Annotated in this window: 17 protein-coding genes and 2 tRNA genes; 17 read left to right on the top strand and 2 right to left on the bottom strand. The window is 40.4% G+C overall.

Features of this window, described 5'->3' with window-relative positions; genetic code table 11:
• Window positions 1-221: 221 nt before the first annotated feature.
• Window positions 222-1,484 (top strand): DUF1207 domain-containing protein, encoded by a 1,263-nt coding sequence (locus K9M07_05275; protein ID MCF7852632.1) that lies wholly within the window; start codon window positions 222-224, stop codon window positions 1,482-1,484.
• A 1-nt stretch (window position 1,485) separates the two neighbouring features.
• Here the strand turns inward: K9M07_05275 and K9M07_05280 are convergent, their stop codons facing one another.
• On the bottom strand, window positions 1,486-3,618 hold the full coding sequence (locus K9M07_05280; protein MCF7852633.1) for a hypothetical protein: 2,133 nt from the start codon (window positions 3,616-3,618) through the stop codon (window positions 1,486-1,488).
• A gap of 491 nt (window positions 3,619-4,109) precedes the next feature.
• Here K9M07_05280 and K9M07_05285 point away from each other — a divergent pair, with 491 nt between their 5' ends.
• Genes K9M07_05285 through K9M07_05305 form a run of 5 tightly spaced genes read left to right on the top strand, consistent with a single transcriptional unit; the run spans window position 4,110 to window position 9,576 of the window.
• Window positions 4,110-4,997, top strand: coding sequence for an MYG1 family protein (locus K9M07_05285; protein ID MCF7852634.1), 888 nt, complete (start codon window positions 4,110-4,112; stop codon window positions 4,995-4,997).
• 3 nt (window positions 4,998-5,000) lie between these two features.
• A complete protein-coding gene (locus tag K9M07_05290; GenBank protein ID MCF7852635.1) occupies window positions 5,001-5,336 on the top strand; it encodes a histidine triad nucleotide-binding protein in 336 nt (111 codons plus the stop codon).
• Between the two features lie 18 nt (window positions 5,337-5,354).
• A complete protein-coding gene (locus K9M07_05295; GenBank protein ID MCF7852636.1) occupies window positions 5,355-7,100 on the top strand; it encodes a HEAT repeat domain-containing protein in 1,746 nt (581 codons plus the stop codon).
• Between the two features lie 11 nt (window positions 7,101-7,111).
• Window positions 7,112-8,299: a Xaa-Pro peptidase family protein gene (locus tag K9M07_05300; protein MCF7852637.1), complete on the top strand. Its 1,188-nt coding sequence runs from the start codon at window positions 7,112-7,114 to the stop codon at window positions 8,297-8,299.
• 50 nt (window positions 8,300-8,349) lie between these two features.
• Window positions 8,350-9,576 carry an amino acid transporter gene (locus K9M07_05305; protein MCF7852638.1) on the top strand — a complete coding sequence of 409 codons (1,227 nt, stop codon included), beginning with the start codon at window positions 8,350-8,352 and terminating at the stop codon, window positions 9,574-9,576.
• On the opposite strand, the gene K9M07_05310 is transcribed toward K9M07_05305, so the two are convergent.
• Window positions 9,573-10,016, bottom strand: coding sequence for a SufE family protein (locus tag K9M07_05310; protein MCF7852639.1), 444 nt, complete (start codon window positions 10,014-10,016; stop codon window positions 9,573-9,575). The genes K9M07_05305 and K9M07_05310 overlap by 4 nt on opposite strands.
• 152 nt (window positions 10,017-10,168) lie before the next feature.
• Here K9M07_05310 and infA point away from each other — a divergent pair, with 152 nt between their 5' ends.
• The 11 genes from infA to rpoB all read left to right on the top strand — a co-directional run.
• Window positions 10,169-10,390 (top strand): translation initiation factor IF-1, encoded by a 222-nt coding sequence (infA, locus tag K9M07_05315; GenBank protein ID MCF7852640.1) that lies wholly within the window; start codon window positions 10,169-10,171, stop codon window positions 10,388-10,390.
• A gap of 99 nt (window positions 10,391-10,489) precedes the next feature.
• A tRNA-Thr gene (locus K9M07_05320) sits at window positions 10,490-10,561 on the top strand.
• Window positions 10,562-10,629: 68 nt separating this feature from the next.
• Window positions 10,630-11,814: an elongation factor Tu gene (gene tuf, locus K9M07_05325; GenBank protein ID MCF7852641.1), complete on the top strand. Its 1,185-nt coding sequence runs from the start codon at window positions 10,630-10,632 to the stop codon at window positions 11,812-11,814.
• A 55-nt stretch (window positions 11,815-11,869) separates the two neighbouring features.
• Window positions 11,870-11,943 (top strand) — tRNA-Trp (locus K9M07_05330).
• Between the two features lie 30 nt (window positions 11,944-11,973).
• A complete protein-coding gene (gene secE, locus K9M07_05335) occupies window positions 11,974-12,216 on the top strand; it encodes a preprotein translocase subunit SecE (GenBank protein MCF7852642.1) in 243 nt (80 codons plus the stop codon).
• A 17-nt stretch (window positions 12,217-12,233) separates the two neighbouring features.
• The gene (nusG, locus tag K9M07_05340; protein ID MCF7852643.1) at window positions 12,234-12,785 is read left to right on the top strand and encodes a transcription termination/antitermination protein NusG; all 552 of its coding nucleotides are present in this window, start codon (window positions 12,234-12,236) and stop codon (window positions 12,783-12,785) included.
• Between the two features lie 24 nt (window positions 12,786-12,809).
• Window positions 12,810-13,238, top strand: a complete 429-nt coding sequence (gene rplK / locus K9M07_05345; GenBank protein MCF7852644.1) for a 50S ribosomal protein L11 — start codon at window positions 12,810-12,812, stop codon at window positions 13,236-13,238.
• 2 nt (window positions 13,239-13,240) lie between these two features.
• Window positions 13,241-13,942, top strand: coding sequence for a 50S ribosomal protein L1 (gene rplA / locus K9M07_05350; GenBank protein ID MCF7852645.1), 702 nt, complete (start codon window positions 13,241-13,243; stop codon window positions 13,940-13,942).
• A 10-nt stretch (window positions 13,943-13,952) separates the two neighbouring features.
• On the top strand, window positions 13,953-14,468 hold the full coding sequence (gene rplJ / locus K9M07_05355; GenBank protein ID MCF7852646.1) for a 50S ribosomal protein L10: 516 nt from the start codon (window positions 13,953-13,955) through the stop codon (window positions 14,466-14,468).
• Window positions 14,469-14,509: 41 nt separating this feature from the next.
• A complete protein-coding gene (gene rplL / locus K9M07_05360) occupies window positions 14,510-14,899 on the top strand; it encodes a 50S ribosomal protein L7/L12 (protein ID MCF7852647.1) in 390 nt (129 codons plus the stop codon).
• A gap of 221 nt (window positions 14,900-15,120) precedes the next feature.
• Window positions 15,121-18,837: DNA-directed RNA polymerase subunit beta (gene rpoB / locus K9M07_05365; GenBank protein MCF7852648.1), on the top strand; the 3,717-nt coding region annotated here is incomplete at its 3' end.

Genomic DNA, 18,837 nt, shown 5'->3' on the forward strand with positions numbered 1-18,837 from the left:
CATTTTATCATCAAGTTGAGATTATCTCGACTTTGTAACTTTTTGGACCTGAGGGCCTCGAAATATTTGTTTTCTAGGGAGATTATAGGTCGAGCGTTCGAGAGCAAATAGACGGGTCAGGCGGGCCCAAAAAGTTATAAAGTCGAGATTATATATGGATTAATAATCGCAGGTTTTTGTATATAAAAAAAGTTATATCAATCACTTAATTTTTTATATATATGATCGAAAGAAATCGTTATTTTTTGCGTAGCTTTGCTACATTTTTATTTGCAATTTCCGGAATGACTTATGCTAATCAAGATGTCGAATTTCAACATCTTGATCGAGTTGAAAATGTAGGCTCTGAAGAAAGCGACATAGGATTAGTAGCAAGTAGTGAGCGTCGTTTGAGTTTGTCTCGCTCCGATTCTCTTCCGGGTCGAAAGGCTGAAAGTGGGGATCACTATTTAGAAGGTTATGTTCAGGCGTTAATTGATGCTCACTATTATGAGTACAATGTGCTTGTCCTTGTAAAAGATAAAGTCATTTATCTATATAACCTTCCCAACAATGATTTGATCGCAAGCAGTATCATTTCTTTTGTGGAGGACATGCCCGATGTTGATAGAGTTGAGCGGAGTGAAAAATTTCCGGACAAAGAGCTTGCTCTTCAAGAAGAGTATGTTGGCCGTAGTAAAATTAGGGGAATATGGTTTCCTCAGTCGACATTGATTTACCAACCGATGATTGCAGCTCCTCTCAATCCGGTGAACTCTGTTGCTTATCGTGTTGGCGATGATATTATGGGAAATATTGTTGTTGCAGTTTCTCTTGGCGGCGTTTTTCCGATTTTTAGATGGAGAGAGGTTTTTGCCGCTAAAGGCGATTTGCAGTTTGATATTGAGGGAACGGCTTGGTCTGATTTCAATATGTGGGGCAATAATAATTTGCGAGACGAAATTTCAGAGCTCGTCAATACGGATTACTTAGTCGGATTTCCGTTTTCATATGCATTTGATAAATGGTCATTTCGGTTAAGAGCATATCATATCTCTTCCCACTTAGGGGATGAATTTTTAGCTTTGCGTCCGGGGTACCAAAGAAAAAATCCCAGCATGGAAGCCCTTGATCTTTTTACGTCATATCAATTTAGTCAGATGTTTCGTTTATATGTTGGTCCGGGTTGGGTCTTTCATAGTGATGACACCTATCACATCGCTCCTTTTTATGTAGAGTATGGGGCTGAATTCCGCATTCCCGGAGTCAAAAGTTATTACCATCAATTATATGGCGATCCATTTGTCGCAGTGCACTTTAGAAATTGGCAAGAAATGAAGTGGAGTCTTGATACAACACTTGTTCTTGGCTATGAGTGGAGTAAGCTGCAGGGAATTGGTCAAAAAATCCGCCTTTTCCTTCAATACCATGATGGCTATTCTCAAGGAGAATTCTTTAAAGAAAGAACACGATATGCATCCCTCGTTGCAACCTATGGATATTAATTTAATTTTTGATGTCGCTATAGAGAGCAAATCCCCGTTCATAAGAGGGGCCGTTAGGGCCAACGGGGAGTTGCCCTTTAAAGAAGCGGGAGTAAATATCAAATCCTTCTTGCGCATTGGCCACGACAAAAAAACAATTTGAAATCCATTCCGAGCCTTTAATTGTACCATTTTCCATGTTCAGCCGGTAGCGTGAGGTGATTTTATCGGTCCAATATTTTTCATTTCCAAAGAGCAAGACGGGATTGATTAAGCACGAACCTACTTTACGGCGCACTTCCTCGAGCGAAAGCTCAAAATCCGTTCCAATTCCACCAATGACAAAAATAGGAAGATCTAAATGAAACTCCGCTTGACGTTCGACAAGGCGATCGAGGCTGTAGGTCATTTTGGCTTGGATATAGGGGTTTTCGTGCTGTTCATGGAGCGCTCCCATACTTGTGGCTTGTGAAAAATCAACAATATTTGCACAGGATAAAATATTGAGTTCCGTTGCAACTTGGTTGCCAACGGACATCGCGCCCGGGCCACCCCCTGTCACAAGAGCAAGTGGGGTGTGTTGATTCATTAGGGGGTGATTAAATTGTCCCTTTTTATCTTTTAACAATTTAAGAAGAGATGTGAGTTCATCTTTAAAATCCCCTTCAAGCAAGTTAGATCCATAGACACCGATCATCGTTGCATTGATGAAATCATGCACATAGGGAATGGGGACAAACATTCCCGAATCTTTATTCGGCTTATGTGTGTATTGCAAGAGGAGTTGAGTATGACTATCGACCCAATAAACGGGAATGCAGTGCTTAGCAAGGTCGGCAAGAAGAGAGCGGTCTTCATGAGAGAAAAAATCACCGGTTTCAGAAGAGGGGAATTGAAAGTAAATGCCTTTGAGGTTTCTCACAACAGGATCTGAAATCAATAGCCGCTTTAACATAGGTGTGGGGAAGTATTTTGTCAGGAGGATTCCTTGGCTGGTAATCGTTCCTTTCTGAATGCCCATCAGGAAGGGATAAACAGATTGTTGTTCAATATAGCGATTGATCAGAGCTGCTCGCCGGGAGGAAAAAATGTCTTCCGGAAACTCTTCTTTTTGTGCCTTAACCGTCACCCAATCCGAGGTTTTTAGATTGAGAAGTTGATTGCTCTTTACGATATAGATGCTGGAGCGGAGCTCTCGATCGGGTGGGATTGTTTTAAAGGCATTAAAGAGGCAAGAGGGGTTTTCAAGGCAGGCTGTGAGCTGATCCCGATCTGAAAAAAAGACGTGTTCTTTGTAGGGTTCGAGGGTGTAAAACTCAAGAGGAACATCGATAATTTCTTTTTCACTTTGACCGAATAATTCATAGATATCTCCTGAAGCTTTGGTGTCGGGTTGAAGAATTGAAGCTGAGGTGTGGTGAAATCCTGAGGGGAGAAGTTCATCAACGACTTTTGCGTATGCAGTGCAAATATGGAGGGGGGCTGTTTTTACAAGGAGAATTTCATTATCTTTTAAAATGCGCTTTTCATTTTTATTGACATATTGATGTAGACGCACCCATTGGCGCAATTTATACTCAGGTTTTGTCAGGGCAATGGCAAGAGAGGGGAGAAGACTTTTAATATGAGCGTCATATTCGACAATACCGAGTTCAAGTGGAAGAAATGCAACGACTCGATCGTCAACTTTGTCTAAGACAAGATGGTCATAACCCGGGAGACCTCCAAATGAAAGAAGGGGGTGGCTTTCTGAATCTGTTCGCCCAAACATTCTTGTTAAATATTGTTCATTGCGTACACGGCGAGATTTTTCTGCAGCAAAAAGCTTTCCTATATAGGAACCTTTTTGAATTTGGGGTAAAAATAAACGACTGAGTTCACCATAAGCGATTAGTTCTAGATTCACTTCTGCAGAGCCATCTTTCTTATGAAGAACAATTTCGCGGGTGATGCTATGAATTCCTAGTTGTGCAAGAGCGCTTTTTAAATTAAAAAAGATATCTTCAATAGAAATATGAAATCCAATAAAGTGATCGCCGATATTTTCGATCAGAACGTGAGCTGTCGCATTCCCCCCTTCAAGGTGTTGAATTTCAGTAATTTTTCCGTCAGGGGTGACTAAATCATTATGTCTATTAAAATCAGGATAATGCATTGAGCTCCTTTAATGGATCTTCGATTTCAGTATATATACGAGTAGAGTGTTATTTTTAATCATTTTCTAAAATTTTATCAGTTGCGATTCACTATTGTTTTGAACAAATCTTTATGGAGTTTTAATGTTTGCTCATTGTAGATCTTAATATTTGTTTTGCTCTAGAAGACGTTTCATTAAGTACTTAATTTTTAGTTGTTTACGTAATTGTTCGACCGGTTGCATGTCCGGTTTTTTTAACAAACTTAGTCTCTTAATTTGTGTGCTTTGTGTTTGTTTTGCACATTTTCTAATCAAAGTTTCCACAAAAAATAGGGGGTATTGAGTAGATGAAGTGTAAAACATACGAAATAAAAGCGAAAATCAACTGTTTGTAATGATGAGATAAAAAGCAAAGTTTATAAGAAACGCGGGCTAAAGCTGCTTGAGTTTAATGAAGGAATTCGCAAAACTATGAGATTCTAAAAAAACCCGTGACCAATTTTTTAAATATGCATTCGAATATTATCCTTTCACGTAGCTGTGGAATCCATAATGGAACTTTTCATGCTGATGAAGTAACCGCCTGCGCTCTTTTATTGATTTTTGATTTGATTGATCGAGATAAAATTGTTCGCACGCGCGATGAAGCGGCATTAGACCATCTCGAATATGTTTGTGATGTTGGAGGGGTCTATCATCCTGAAGAAAAACGATTTGATCATCATCAGAGCGAATATCAAGGTCATTTGAGTTCAGCCGGAATGGTTTTAAAATATTTATATGATCAGGAGATCATTGACGAACTTAAGTTTCATTGGCTTAGGGAAAAACTAGTTAAAGGTGTTGATGAAATTGATAATGGATTGATTCAACCCCTTTCGGGTCACTATACTTTTTCCGGAGTGATTGCAAATTACGTTCCTATTCGATATGACGCACATGAAAATGAAATGCAAGCAGCATTTGAGCAGGCTTTGGAGTTTGCAATTTGGCATATTCAGCGCTTTTTAGATAAGTATGATTATATTTCTCTGTGTAAAGACAAAGTTCAAATTGAAATGACAAAGGGTGATAAGTGCCTATATTTTGATCAAGCCATGCCTTGGATGGAAGCTTTTTTTGAACTTGGCGGCAATGATCATCCCGCAGAATTTATCATTATGCCATCGGGCAATCATTGGAAACTTCGAGGCATTCCCCCTACATATGACTTGAGAATGAATGTAAGAAAGCCATTGCCGGAGTCTTGGGCCGGTCTTTTGCAAGGTGATTTAAAGAAGGTGACCGGGATTCCCGGCGCGATTTTTTGCCATAAGGGAAGATTTATATCTGTATGGGAAACTAAAAATGATGCTCTAAAAGCATTAGCATTAGTTAATAAGAGTGAGGGGGAGTAAGCTATGTCGACAATTTTTGGTAAAATTATTCGCAACGAATTACCTGCACAAAAAGTGTATGAGGATGATTTGGCCCTTGCGATTAAAGATATTGCGCCTCAAGCTCCGGTGCATATTTTAATTATGCCGAAAAAAGAATATAGATCTCTCCAAAGTGTTCCTGAAAAGGAGCTCTCTATTATTGGGCATCTTGTAAATATTGCTCAGAAGTTAGCAAAGGAATACAAAATTGAAGACAATTATCGCTTTCTCACTAATAATGGCGAATTAGCGGGTCAGTCAGTAGGGCATATGCATTTTCATCTGATTGGTGGGGATAGATTAGGCCCAATTGGATAATTAGAACAATTGAGTGAAATGAGTATACCAAGGGCAATAAAATGGCTTATTTGTACACAGATGAGCCTAGTGCTTCCGGTCGTTAGCGATGAAGCTGACTCGATCAATCGCGTATCGATGTTTTTTAAGCTAAAAGATTTTAGCTCTGCAAAAATGAGCTGTCTTCAAAGTCTGGAGAAGTACCCTGATTCAGACAAACTCAAAGAACTTAATTTTCGTGTTTCAGCCGAGAGTGGGCAAATTAAGGAGGCAATGTCCTTAATTAAGAATTACCCTTGTTTTCAACACATTGATAATTATAACGATTTATCATTGGTAGAAGCTCTCGCTTGGGGGGTCTTATCTAATGTGAGCCAAAACTCAGAATCGATGCAACTCATGTCATTGATAGGGGCCTTCTTTACTCGCGATGCCCGTGCAGTAGAGTTGATTTTAAAGCACTTGCGATCGGAAAATGCGCTTTTAAGAGCACATGCTATTCATGCCGTTACATCATATCGAGATGACATTTTAAAAGATGAACTCAAAACTCAGTTCGAACGTGAAAAAAATTACTTTGTAAAACTCGATATCATCCGTGCAATAGGTGCACTTCAAATGAAGGAGTGTAGAGGGCAGCTCAAAGAAATTATTTCCTCTGAGCGCTCGACGGATGAAGAGAAGTTTTATGCCATTGCTTCTTTAATTGAGATGTATGAAAAATTAGATCAAGCTGAATTTCAAGAAATGATTCAAAGTTCTCGATCCGGGCTGAGACGCACTGCATGTCAGGCTGCAGCCCATTTTGATTTTAAAGAGGGTGTTCTTCAAATTTTTGATCTACTCAATGATATTTCACCCGATGTTAAAATTTCAGCACTCAATGCGCTTGCGATGTTGGGTGTTGATCCGATTGATCCGATACTGTTAAAGAATAAAATCGCACAATTAATAGAAGATTCAAATGCAACGATTTCACTGACGGCTGAATGGTTGAAAGTGCGACTCGGATTAGATATCAATGCTACGGCTTTTCTCAATTGGTTAAACCATGAGCATCCAAGAACTAGGATTATCGCAGCTTCTGCCCTTGCTATGTATGGTAAGAGCATGCAATCAGAAATGCTCATCCAGGTGCGCAAACATGCAGATCCTTTTGTCCGTTTAAATTTAGCAATGGGGCTGATTCGAACCAACACACATGTTTCTCTTGCTTTGAAGGAAATCCACGATGTATTGCTGAATGCAGAAGTGCGGTTAATGAAAACGACAACGCCCAATCCATTTTTTTCGGCCATTGTTCCCAGCGAAGTTAGGCATGTTCCTTTTATCCCTCAATATCCCGAAGTGATTGATCAACTCGTTCGATTGGAAATGTTGAATATACTGACGATGTTCGATTATAAGGATGCTAAAAAAATGCTGAAGCAACTGATTCAGAATCAGTCTTGGACGGTCATTGGGACAACAGCCTCAATTTTGCTTGAACAAGGGGAATTGGATGGGATTGATCTCGTTAAGGAGTTATTATCGGATACAGATCCTGCTGTTGTGACTCAAGCTGCATTAGTTTTAGCTTATCTTGCAAAAGATCCAAGTGTAGTTCCCATTTTAGAAAAGACTTATGAAAAGGCTAACTGGGAGCTCAAGATTCAGATCTTGGAAGCATTGGGCCGTATTGGGGAAAAAGAGGCAATTCCATTTTTGATTCGAACGATTGATGAGCCTTTTCAGCTTTTAAAAATTATTGCGGCATCTTCTTTGATTCAATGCTTATATCATTAAGGCGCGGTAGTATGGCTCCATTAGAAACACGTATTCAAGCGATCCAAAATGAGTTAAGTCAAACTGAAATTGAAGGTTGGCTCATTTATGATTTTCACTGTCGTAATGAGATTGCAATGTCAATTCTAGATATTGCTAAAGAAACGCATTTGACAAGACCTATTTTTTACTGGGTTCCCAAAGCAGGAGAGCCAATCTTGTTGCTTCATCGCATTGAGGGGCATCATTTAAGGCATCTTCTTGGAAAAAAAGAACTTTATTTGGGCTATGCTCAGCTTGTCGAAAAATTAAATGGGATTTTATCGGGGAAAAAGACTGTAATGATGGAGATGTCTGAGTTCAATCAGATTCCTTACCTAGGTCAAGTTCCGGCGGGGGTTATTGATCTTATTCGCTCATTGAATATCAAAGTTGTCAGTTCCGGTGATCTTCTACAGTGTGTGATTAATCGGTGGGAAGAGGATGAACTCTCTATGCATCGAAGGGCGGTCAATGGTTTAGTCGAGGCATATCAAGAGGCTTTTTCATCGATACGGCATGAAATTAATCGAGGCAAGCGCCCCACTGAAAAAGATGTTTGTGAATTGATTAGCAGTCGATTAACTGAGATGGGGCTTGTTTTTGATGGTGAACCTTTTTGTGCGGTGAATGCAAATGCGGCAAACCCCCATTATCAATTTGAGGAAAGGGGGGATACCATGGGTGAGGGAGATCTCGTTTTGATCGATTTATGGGCAAGGGAAAATCACATGAATGCTCCTTATGCAGATATTACCGTGATGGGATTTATTGGAAGCGATATTCCAAGCAAGATGCAGGAGGTTTTTTCCATTGTTCGAGAGGCCCAGAAACAAACAATTGCTTTAATTCAAAAAAAAACCGCTCAGCATCAACCTATAAGTGGGGCTGAAGCAGACCGGCATTGTCGGAATGTTATCATCCAAGCAGGTTATCAAGACTATATTTTGCACAGGACGGGGCATAATATAGGGGTTCAATTGCATGGACCCGGAGCCCATCTCGATTCTTTTGAGACGGTTGATCATCGCTGTTTACTAACAAAGACGTGTTTTTCCGTTGAACCCGGCATTTATATCCCGGGCGAGTTTGGGGTTCGTCTCGAAGCGGATGTTTATATTCATGAGGATGGGCAGGTTGAAGTGACGACTCCGATTCAAGATGCATTTTATTTGATTTGACTCATATCTTCATTATCTTCACAATATTTGATGAAAATGGGAGTAGAACATTGCCGGAAAGCACACGAAGCGGACTGAATCATACAACGACTTTGGGACATCAAATTGGCGCTATTAGTTTAATCGCCGGGACATGTGTAGGAGGGGGAATGCTTGCCCTACCTATTGACACGGCAGCATCCGGTTTTTTTCCTTCTATTTTATCTCTTTTTCTAAGCTGGCTTTTTATGATGCTAACGGGGTTATTACTCGTTGAGGCAAGTCTATGGGTTGAAAGAGATGCTCATTATATGACGCTCTCTTCAAGATTGTTAGGCCGAGTCGGTAAGTATTTGGGAATTCTTCTCTATCTCTTTATGGGATACGGCTCCTTAATTGCCTATAGCTCCGGCGGATCGATGCTTCTTGTCAATTTCACTGAATTTCTTTTTGGAATTGAGATGACTAGAGTGGGGGCTTGTGCTATTTTTTCGATTTTTTTTGGGCTTGTCATCTATTTAGGAACTCAATTTATAGGAAAAATCAACACGATTTTAGTGGTTGGTATGATCTTGGCTTATTTTGCTATTGTCGCAGGGGGGACAAGTGGAATACGGCTTGAGATGTTACAGAGAGTGCATTTTTCCCATTCAATTTTTTCTTTTCCATTGTTATTAGCCACTTTTAGTTACCAGATGATGGTTCCGAGTTTAACTAGCTATTTGAATCGGGATCCCAAAGCGCTTAGGCTAGCTATTATTTTAGGGACGACAATTCCATTTGTTGCCTATGCAATTTGGGAGCTGATTGTTTTGGGAACCGTTCCCTTTGAGGGTAAGTTTGGCTTGAAGGAAGCTCTTATCGAAGGCTATTCATCAACCGAATCCTTAAAGCATTTTGTTTCTAGTTCATGGCTTTCGACAGCTGCCGAGCTTTTTGCCTTTTTTGCGATTACGACTTCGTTTTTAGGTATTGGTTTAGGTCTTTTTGATTACCTTGCCGATCTGACTAAAATCAAGAAAAAAGGGGGTGGGAAAGTGGCGCTCATTTTAATCGCTATTATTCCTACTTTGATTTTAGCGATGATGTACCCCAAGGCGTTTATGATTGCTCTAGAGGTGAGCGGAGGGTTTGGGGATACCCTATTATCGATTCTATTTCCCGTGTCTATGGTATTTGTGGGGCGATATATTAAGAGATATGAAAGCCTATATACTGTCAGAGGGGGTAAGCCTTTACTTGTCATTATCGCCTGTTTTGCGCTTTTTGTTTTAGCGATTCAAATCATTAAGCTCTAATCATTTGGTTTTAGGGCTTTAGCATAGGATAATAGAGCTTGTTGTTTCATCTTTAGATGCATGCTCATTAGTCCATTAGCGCGGCTCAAGGAAATACTTGATAAAATTCTTAAATCTCTTAAAAAAGTGGGCTCGCATTTGAGAATGACTTCCGGGGGCTCTCCATTATACGCAAAGATCATCAGGGCCATGAGCCCTCTTGAAATAAGGGCGTCGGAAAATCCCCTGAAACACATCTTTCCTTGATCAAAGCTCGCATCAATATATGAGATGCTTTGACATCCCTCAACGCGATTTGTGTGGACGCGGTGTTCTTCAGGCAGGAGGGGAATGGATTGACCAAGTTCAATGATTTGGATATAAATATCCTGAGAATCTTCGTGTTTTTCAAAGATTGATTTTAGGTCTATAATTTTTTTTTCAAAAGATATGTAAATCATTCGAGTCATTTTAGCAGATTAATCTAAGGTTTTCCAATAGAATTCGATAAAATTTTTAATCTTTACTTGAATAAAACAGGTTGAGAGGTTAACATAGCCGTACTTATATGAAATTTGGTCTGGCTAAATCTGGGATTTAATAGTGCAAAACTATGTCAAAAAAAGAAGATACAATTAAAATTGATGGGACGGTAGAAGAATTGCTGCCCAATATGACGTTCCGCGTGAATTTAGCGAATGGCATGAAGGTTCTTGCGCACCTTTGTGGTAAGATGCGTATGAAAAACATTCGTGTTTTAGTCGGGGACACCGTCACAGTTGAGATTTCTCCTTATGATTTGACAAAGGCGCGAATTATTTATCGGCAAAAGTAGCTCTTTAACAAAACGCAAGGTTAGGCTTGCAATTTTTTGTTTTTAGGGATAAGCTTTGCTGCATTCGCTTAAGAAGCGGGCGATAAAAGTTAGGTTTATGCCCAGGTAGCTCAGAGGTAGAGCACTTGCATGGTAAGCAAGCGGTCGGAGGTTCGATTCCTCTTTTGGGCAATGGATCAGGCTAAATTTAGAGTTTACAATTATTAAAATGACGACTGCCAATCCGGAGGATTTTTAGAATGGCAAAAGAAGCGTTTCAAAGAAACAAGCCACACTTAAATGTGGGTACCATCGGTCACGTTGATCATGGAAAAACAACACTTACTGCTGCGATTACAAAGCGTCTTGCAGAAAAAGGTGGAGCGAGCTTTAGAGATTATGCATCTATTGATAACTCGCCTGAAGAAAAAGCGCGTGGTATTACAATTAACGCAAGCCACGTTGAATACGAAACAGAAGGCCGTCACTACGCTCACGTAGACTGTCCTGGTCACGCTGACTATGTTAAAAACATGGTTACGGGTGCAGCTCAAATGGACGGAGCGATTCTGGTTGTTGCTGCAACGGATGGTCCAATGCCTCAGACAAAAGAGCACGTTCTTTTGGCTAGACAGGTTGGTGTGCCTGCGATTGTTGTCTTCCTTAATAAAATGGACCAAATTGGTGCCGGCGACGAAGAGCTTGTTGATCTCGTTGAGATGGAAATCTCAGATCTTCTCGAGTCTAAAGGTTATGCAAATCCTACAATTGTTAGAGGTTCAGCTCTTAAAGCTCTTGAGGGTGATGCTAAATATGCAGCTAGTATCGATGAGCTTATGAAAGCTGTTGATGAAAAAATCCCTGATCCCGTGCGTGAAGTTGACAAACCATTCTTGATGCCGGTTGAGGACGTTTTCTCTATTCCCGGTCGTGGAACTGTTGCGACAGGTCGTGTTGAGAAAGGTTTAGTTAAAATTAACGATAAAGTTCAAATTGTTGGTCTTAGAGAGACACGTGATTCAGTTGCTACCGGTCTTGAGATGTTCAATAAAATTCTCGACGAAGCTAGAGCTGGGGAAAACGTTGGTGTTCTTTTAAGAGGTATCGAGAAAAAAGATATCGAGCGTGGAATGGTTCTTGCAGCGCCTGGAACTTGCAAACCTCACACAAAATTTAAGGGAACTGTTTATGTCTTGAAAAAGGAAGAGGGTGGACGTCATAAACCATTCTTTACCGGATATAGACCTCAGTTTTTCTTTAGAACAACTGACGTAACTGGAACAGTTGCTCTTCCTGCCGGAACAGAAATGGTAATGCCAGGTGATAACGTTGAGTTTGAAGCTGAATTGATCAATCCTGTTGCAATGGAAGAAGGAATGCGCTTTGCGATCCGCGAAGGTGGACGTACAATTGGTGCAGGAACTGTAACTAAAATTGTTCAGTAAATACATTTGAAATTGAGCGAGTCGGGTGGAATTTGATCTGACTCGCTTGTTTTTTGGGTGTGTAGCTCAGTTTGGTAGAGCAGCGATCTCCAAAGTCGCCGGTCGGGGGTTCGAGTCCCTCCGCACTCGCATTAATAAAAATTTTAATTTGAGGTTCAAGTGGCTCAAAAAATTACTCCTCTATATTCTGCAAAACCTAAAAAAACTAGTTTTGCTTTTATTGGTGGAATCAAAGAAGAAATCAAAAAAATTACTTGGACTGAAAAAAAAGAACTACAATATTGCACCAAGATTGTTCTAGGCACGACATTTTTTTTTGGATTAAGTGTTTATGTTGTGGATCTAATGATTAGAGGTGTGTTACACTCTTTGGGACTAATTGGTAAATGGATAGCACAATAACTAAAGGCGACAAAGTAATGGCTGGCAATTGGTATGTTGTACAAGTCTTATCAGGGCAGGAAAAGAAAGCGATGAAAGCTGTTCTTGAAAACCGTGCCGCAGCGGGGATGTTGGAGCTTGTTGAAGATGTCGTTGTTCCAACAGAAAATGTTGCAGAAGTTAAGAAGGGTGAACAAAAAATCTCTGAAAAGAGATTGTGGCCCGGTTATATGCTGGTCAAAATGATATTGACAGATGACTCTTGGATGTACGTTAAGGACTCAAATGGAGTGATTGATTTTCTTGGTGGCGGAAAGCCTCAACCTCTAAGTGAAAAAGAAGTTGAGCAGCTTTTAAGTGACTTAGAAGGGAAGAAAGGGACTGTTGTTCAGAAACATGACTTTGAGCCCGGTGATAAGATTAAGATCGTGGATGGGGTTTTTGTTAACTTCGTAGGTGTTGTCACAGAGGTCTTTCACGATAAAGGTCGTTTAAGTGCAAATGTAATGATTTTTGGACGAGAAACGCGAGTCGACGACCTAGAGTTCTGGCAAGTTGAAAAGCTTTCAGCGGAAGCTGATTTAAATTAATGAAAATTGAAAAGGTGATGTTCGATGGCTAAGAAGAAGCTTGTTAAAACCATTAAACTTCAGATTCCTGCTGGAAAAGCAAATCCGGCACCTCCTATAGGCCCGGCCTTAGGTTCTGCAGGAGTTCCAATTATGGTTTTTTGTAAAGAATTTAATGCTAAGACGCAAGATAAAGCCGGCGATATTTTACCGGTTATCATCTCTGTGTATGCAGATAAGAGTTTTGAATTTGTGACAATGCAGCCTCCAGTGTCACGATTAATTATTAAAGAATCCGGAGTTGCAAAAGGTTCCGGAGTTCCTAACAGAGATAAAGTTGGGAAATTGACTCAAGGTCAAGTGAAGAAAATTGCAGAGCAAAAATACCCTGACTTAAGAGTAAGATCACTTGATGCGGCAATGCGTCTCGTTGAAGGGACTGCTCGTTCAATGGGTGTGGAGATTGAAGGTTAATTATGACAAAGAGAAGTAAAAGATATAAAAATGTGTTAGAGGCTGTTAACTTTGATAAGACCTACACTCTTTCAGAAGCGGCGGAAGTGCTTAAAACTGTTCCGAGTGTAAAGTTTGATCAGTCTGTTGATGTTTCTATTTATCTATCTGTTGATCCGAAAAAAGCCGATCAACAAGTGCGTGGAACCGTAACATTGCCAAATGGAACGGGAAAAAAGATCGTTTTAGTTGTGATTACACAAGGTGATCTAATTCAAGAAGCTCTCAACGCCGGTGCTGATTATGCAAGCGGAGAGGATCTTATAGAAAAGATTAGAAACGGTTGGACTGATTTTGATGTCCTTCTCACTTCTCCGGATATGATGAGAGAAGTAGGGAAGCTCGGAAAAGTGTTGGGGCCAAGAGGTTTAATGCCATCTCCAAAAGCAGGAACGGTGACAAGAGAAATTGCAAAAGCAACACAGGAAATCAAAGCGGGTAAAGTCGAGTACAAAGTCGATAAAGCCTCTGTGATTAATAACCAGATTGGGAAACTTTCTTTTCAAAAGGATGATCTCGTTGCGAATGCAGAAGCTCTGATTTCTGCAGTGATTAAGTCTAAACCTTCTTCAGCTAAGGGGCAGTATATTAAAAGTCTATTCCTGACTTCAACAATGGGTCCTGGGCTAAGAATTGATCCACAAACAGTTATGAATATAGGATAAAAGGCATCGCATGAGACAGGAAAAACAACTTTTACTCGATTCCATTACCGGTGCTATTGAAAACGCATCAGCATTTATTTTGGCTAGTTATCAAGGTTTTGATGCTAACAAAACAGCAAATTTTAGAGGTGATCTTGTTAAGAACGGCGCTGAATGGGTCGTGGTTAAGAAGAAAGTGTTTTTAAAAGCTGCTGAAAATTGCGGGATTCAAATCGAGTCTAAATTATTACAGGGCCATGTAGCTCTAGCCGTTATGGGTGAAGACTATGTGGATGCAACGAAAACATTATATACTTTTTCTCAAGATAATGAAGGTCTTGTTCAAATCCTAGCAGGCCATTTTGAAGGAAAAGTAGTGTCAGCTGGCGAAGTAGAGCAAATTTCTAAATTGCCAACAAAAGACGAAATGAGAGCTCAACTCCTTTCTGTCCTACAGGCGCCAATGGCAGATACGCTTTCAGTGATTCAGTCGCTATTAACATCTGTTATGCACTGCTTAGAAAATAAATCACAGAAAGAAAGTTAAATATAAGTTATCACAAACATAAGAACACACGGGGTATAATTGTGAGCGAACAAGTAATTGAAGAGTTAGTTGAAAAACTAAGCGCACTTACAGTGCTCGATATGTCAAAACTTAAAACAGCTTTAGAAGATAAATGGGGCGTTAAAGCCGCAGCTGCAGCAGTTGCAGTCGCTGCTCCTGCCGGTGCTGCCGCAGCTCCTGCTGAGGAAGCAACAGATTTTCAAGTTATTATTGAATCTGTTCCTGCCGACAAGAAAATTGCAGTGATTAAAGTGATCCGCGAATTGACAAGTCTTGGGCTTAAAGAAGCTAAAGACTTAGCTGAAGCGGCACCAAAAGCAATTAAAGAAAGTGCACCTAAAGCAGAAGCTGAAGATATCTCTAAGAAATTAACTGAAGCCGGTGCTGTAGTTAAACTTAAAGCTGTCTAATTATTAACAATTGTTAATTTTGTGAGCAGGAGCTGAAATCCTAGTCGATAAATAGCTTCTGCTCTTTGCTATTGTGATTTTGGTTTACTTTTTGATTATGAGTATAATCACAAACTATTTGAGTCGACTTGTTTCATATAAAACAGTTCGATGTTTTAAGGATTTGCAAATAATTTAAACTTGCCCAATTGGCAAGCTTGATCATTTAGGGAGGCATTTACATGCTAAAAAGACCACCTCGTAGGGTGAGCTTTCGAGAGCACGACGAGATCTTAGATCTTCCAAATCTTATCGAAATCCAAGTGAAATCTTATCTACAGTTTTTACAGGCAGATAGACTACCCCATGAAAGAGAAAATATGGGTTTGGAAGAAGTTTTCAAGGAAATTTTTCCAATTAAGTCTTATGACGAAAAGATTGTTTTAGAATATTTGTCTTATAATTTAGGAGTTCCTAAATACACTCCTGAAGAGTCGATTCGACGTGGAATTACTTATAACGTCCCGCTTAAAGTGACATTTAGACTGACAGACGAAACCGGAATTAAGGAAGAAGAAGTCTATATGGGAACGCTTCCCATTATGACTACAAATGGGACCTTTATCATCAACGGAGCGGAAAGAGTGATTGTTTCACAGCTCCACCGATCTCCGGGTATTGCATTTGAGCAAGAGCAGCATCCTAAAGGGAACATTCTCTATTCATTCCGAATGATTCCTTATAGAGGAAGCTGGTTAGAGTCATCTTTCGATGTCAACGATATGATTTATGTTTATATCGATAAGAAGAAGCGTCGCCGTAAAATTTTGGCCACTTCCTTTGTAAGGACACTTGGTTATTCAACAGATGCAGACATTATTGAAGAGTTTTTCAACACAAGAAGAGTCAAAGTTAAGTCTGACAAGGACTTCACTAAGATCGTTGGAAAAATCCTTGCTGAAGATGTCGTTGATGAAGAAACCGGTGTTGTTTATGGAAAGGCTTCAGAGAAGCTCACTACAGCGATGCTCAAGCGCATTATGGATGCAAATATTCAAGCGATTCGTATTGCAGATGATGCTGATGAAAACTCGCCAATTATTAAAATGCTCGCTAAGGATCCTAACGATTCTTATGAGTCGGCCTTAAAGGATTTTTATCGTAAAATCAGACCGGGTGAGCCTGCGACTTTATCAAATGCTCGCTCTGCAATGATGAGACTCTTCTTCGATCCGAAGCGCTATAACTTAGGTCGAGTTGGTCGCTATAAACTCAATTCTAAATTGGGAATTCCAATTGATGATGAAATTCTTGAGAATATTACACTCCGAAAAGAAGATATTGTTGAAGCGCTCAAATACTTGATCAAGCTAAAAGCAGGCGATGATAATGCTCATTTAGACGATATTGATCATTTGGCAAACAGACGCGTTCGCTCAGTCGGAGAGCTCGTGCAAAATCAATGTCGCATTGGTCTTGCTCGTATGGAGAAAATTATCAAAGAGAGAATGAACTTGTTCGATTTCTCTTCTGACACTTTAACTCCGGGAAAACTCATTTCTGCGAAGGGTTTGGCAGGCGTATTAAAGGATTTCTTCGGTCGTTCACAATTATCTCAGTTTATGGATCAAACAAATCCTGTTGCTGAGTTAACGCATAAAAGACGTCTTTCTTGTCTTGGACCCGGTGGTTTGAATAGAGAAAGAGCCGGCTTTGAGGTGCGCGATGTTCATTCCAGTCACTATGGAAGAATTTGCCCGATTGAGACACCTGAAGGTCCAAACATCGGTTTGATCACTTCATTATCCACTTTTGCAAAAATCAATGAATTCGGATTTGTTGAGACTCCTTATCGCGTTGTACGCGATGGTGTTGTGACTGAAGAAATTGAGTATATGACAGCCGATCAAGAAGAAAACAAGGTGATTGCTCAGGCATCTGCTCCTTTAGACGAATTTAAAATGTTTAAAGAAAAAGACTGTTGGGCACGTTATAACGGTGAATCTCTTAAGATTGAAACGGAGAGAGTCACTCACATGGACGTTTCACCGAAACAACTTGTATCGATTGTTACAGGTTTGATTCCGTTCTTGGAGCATGATGATGCAAACCGTGCTTTGATGGGTTCGAACATGCAACGTCAGGCCGTCCCTCTTCTAGAGAGTGAAGCACCTATTGTCGGAACCGGACTCGAACTAAGAGCGGCAAAAGACTCAGGCGCTGTTATTATCGCCGAAGAGGATGGAGTTGTCGAGTATGTCGATGGCTTACAGATTATTGTAGCCTCAAAGGCAAATCCATTAGATAAGAAGACGTATTATCTCAAGAAATTCATGCGCTCTAACAGCGGCTCATGCCTCCATCAAATGCCAATTTGTGAAGTTGGAGATGAGATTAAAGCCGGTGACGTCATTGCCGATGGCCCTTCAACTGATAAAGGAGAAGTTGCTCTTGGTAAAAACGTTCTAGTGGCCTTTATGCCTTGGTGTGGTTACAACTATGAGGATGCGATTATCATTTCTCAGAAGTTGATTCAAAGGGACACCTATACTTCGATTTACCTTGAGAGTTTTGAGTTGACTGCGCGTGATACAAAACTTGGAAAAGAGGAAATTACACGTGATATTCCCAATGTCTCTGAAGAGGCACTGAAAGATCTTGGTGAGGATGGAATCATCCGCGTCGGAGCTGAAGTGAAACCGGGGGATATTTTGGTAGGGAAGATCACTCCAAAATCAGAAACTGAGCTATCTCCTGAAGAGAGACTCTTAAGAGCTATTTTTGGTGAAAAAGCTGCCGATGTAAAAGATGCGTCGCTTACGGCTCCTCCGGGAACTGAGGGCGTTGTTATGGATGTTAAAGTCTTCTCAAGAAGAGATCGTTTGTCTAAGACAGATGATGAGCTTGTTGAAGAGGCTTCTCGCATCAAAGATATTCATAAAGAATATAAAGACAAAGAAGACGAATTGCATTTGAGACTTCATGAGAAGTTAGGTGCTTTTTTAATCGGTGAAAAAGCTCCGGATATGGTCATGCACCGCAAAACAGGGGATGCATTAATCAAACCCGGAATGGAAATCACTCAAGAGATTCTTGAGAGCTTAGAAGTTGTTGATGTCGACGATATCATTTTCACTAAGAATGAAATTTATGACACTCTCAAAGAAATCTTACTTGAATATCGCCAAGAAAAACAAAAACTCGATCTCGAATACAAATCGGAGATTGAGTTTATGAAGAAAGGGGATACCGAGCTCGATCCCGGTGTCATCCGTCAAGTAAAAGTCTATATTGCGACTAAGCGTAAGTTGCAAGTAGGTGATAAGATGGCAGGACGTCATGGTAACAAAGGGGTTGTTTCAACCATTGTTCCCGAAGCTGATATGCCATACTTGGAGGATGGATCTACAATTGAGATCATCTTGAACCCACTCGGGGTACCTTCTCGTATGAACATGGGACAGTTATTGGAGACACATCTCGGTTTTGCTGCAAGAAAAGCGGGTATTTATGTGAAGAGTCCCGTATTCCAAGGGTTCCCTGAAGCGGAAATCTGGAATATGATGAAGCAGCAAGGTCTTCCTGAAGACGGTAAGTTATACCTTTATGACGGAAGAACCGGTGAGAGATTTGATAACCGAGTTGTTGTTGGGTATATCTATATGCTCAAACTATCTCACCTTGTCGCGGATAAAATCCACGCAAGGGCGATTGGACCTTACTCTCTTGTCACGCAACAGCCTCTTGGAGGTAAAGCGCAGATGGGAGGTCAGAGGTTCGGTGAGATGGAGGTATGGGCACTTGAGGCTTATGGTGCGGCGCATCTACTACAAGAGATGCTCACTGTTAAGTCGGATGATGTAGCCGGTAGAACTCGTATATACGAGTCGATTGTAAAAGGCGATAATATGCTCAAAGCTGGAACACCTGAATCGTTCAACGTACTCGTCAAGGAGATG

This window comes from Simkaniaceae bacterium (assembly GCA_021734805.1).
GTDB lineage: Bacteria > Chlamydiota > Chlamydiia > Chlamydiales > JACRBE01 > Amphritriteisimkania.

Coding starts and splice junctions, on each gene's coding strand:
- rplA (MCF7852645.1), top strand. CDS start 13,241: ATGACAAAGAGAAGTAAAAGATATAAAAATGTGTTAGAGGCTGTTAAC.
- nusG (MCF7852643.1), top strand. CDS start 12,234: ATGGCTGGCAATTGGTATGTTGTACAAGTCTTATCAGGGCAGGAAAAG.
- infA (MCF7852640.1), top strand. CDS start 10,169: ATGTCAAAAAAAGAAGATACAATTAAAATTGATGGGACGGTAGAAGAA.
- K9M07_05280 (MCF7852633.1), bottom strand. CDS start 3,618: ATGCATTATCCTGATTTTAATAGACATAATGATTTAGTCACCCCTGAC.
- K9M07_05295 (MCF7852636.1), top strand. CDS start 5,355: ATGAGTATACCAAGGGCAATAAAATGGCTTATTTGTACACAGATGAGC.
- rplJ (MCF7852646.1), top strand. CDS start 13,953: ATGAGACAGGAAAAACAACTTTTACTCGATTCCATTACCGGTGCTATT.
- K9M07_05300 (MCF7852637.1), top strand. CDS start 7,112: ATGGCTCCATTAGAAACACGTATTCAAGCGATCCAAAATGAGTTAAGT.
- rplK (MCF7852644.1), top strand. CDS start 12,810: ATGGCTAAGAAGAAGCTTGTTAAAACCATTAAACTTCAGATTCCTGCT.
- tuf (MCF7852641.1), top strand. CDS start 10,630: ATGGCAAAAGAAGCGTTTCAAAGAAACAAGCCACACTTAAATGTGGGT.
- K9M07_05310 (MCF7852639.1), bottom strand. CDS start 10,016: ATGATTTACATATCTTTTGAAAAAAAAATTATAGACCTAAAATCAATC.
- K9M07_05290 (MCF7852635.1), top strand. CDS start 5,001: ATGTCGACAATTTTTGGTAAAATTATTCGCAACGAATTACCTGCACAA.
- K9M07_05275 (MCF7852632.1), top strand. CDS start 222: ATGATCGAAAGAAATCGTTATTTTTTGCGTAGCTTTGCTACATTTTTA.
- K9M07_05285 (MCF7852634.1), top strand. CDS start 4,110: ATGCATTCGAATATTATCCTTTCACGTAGCTGTGGAATCCATAATGGA.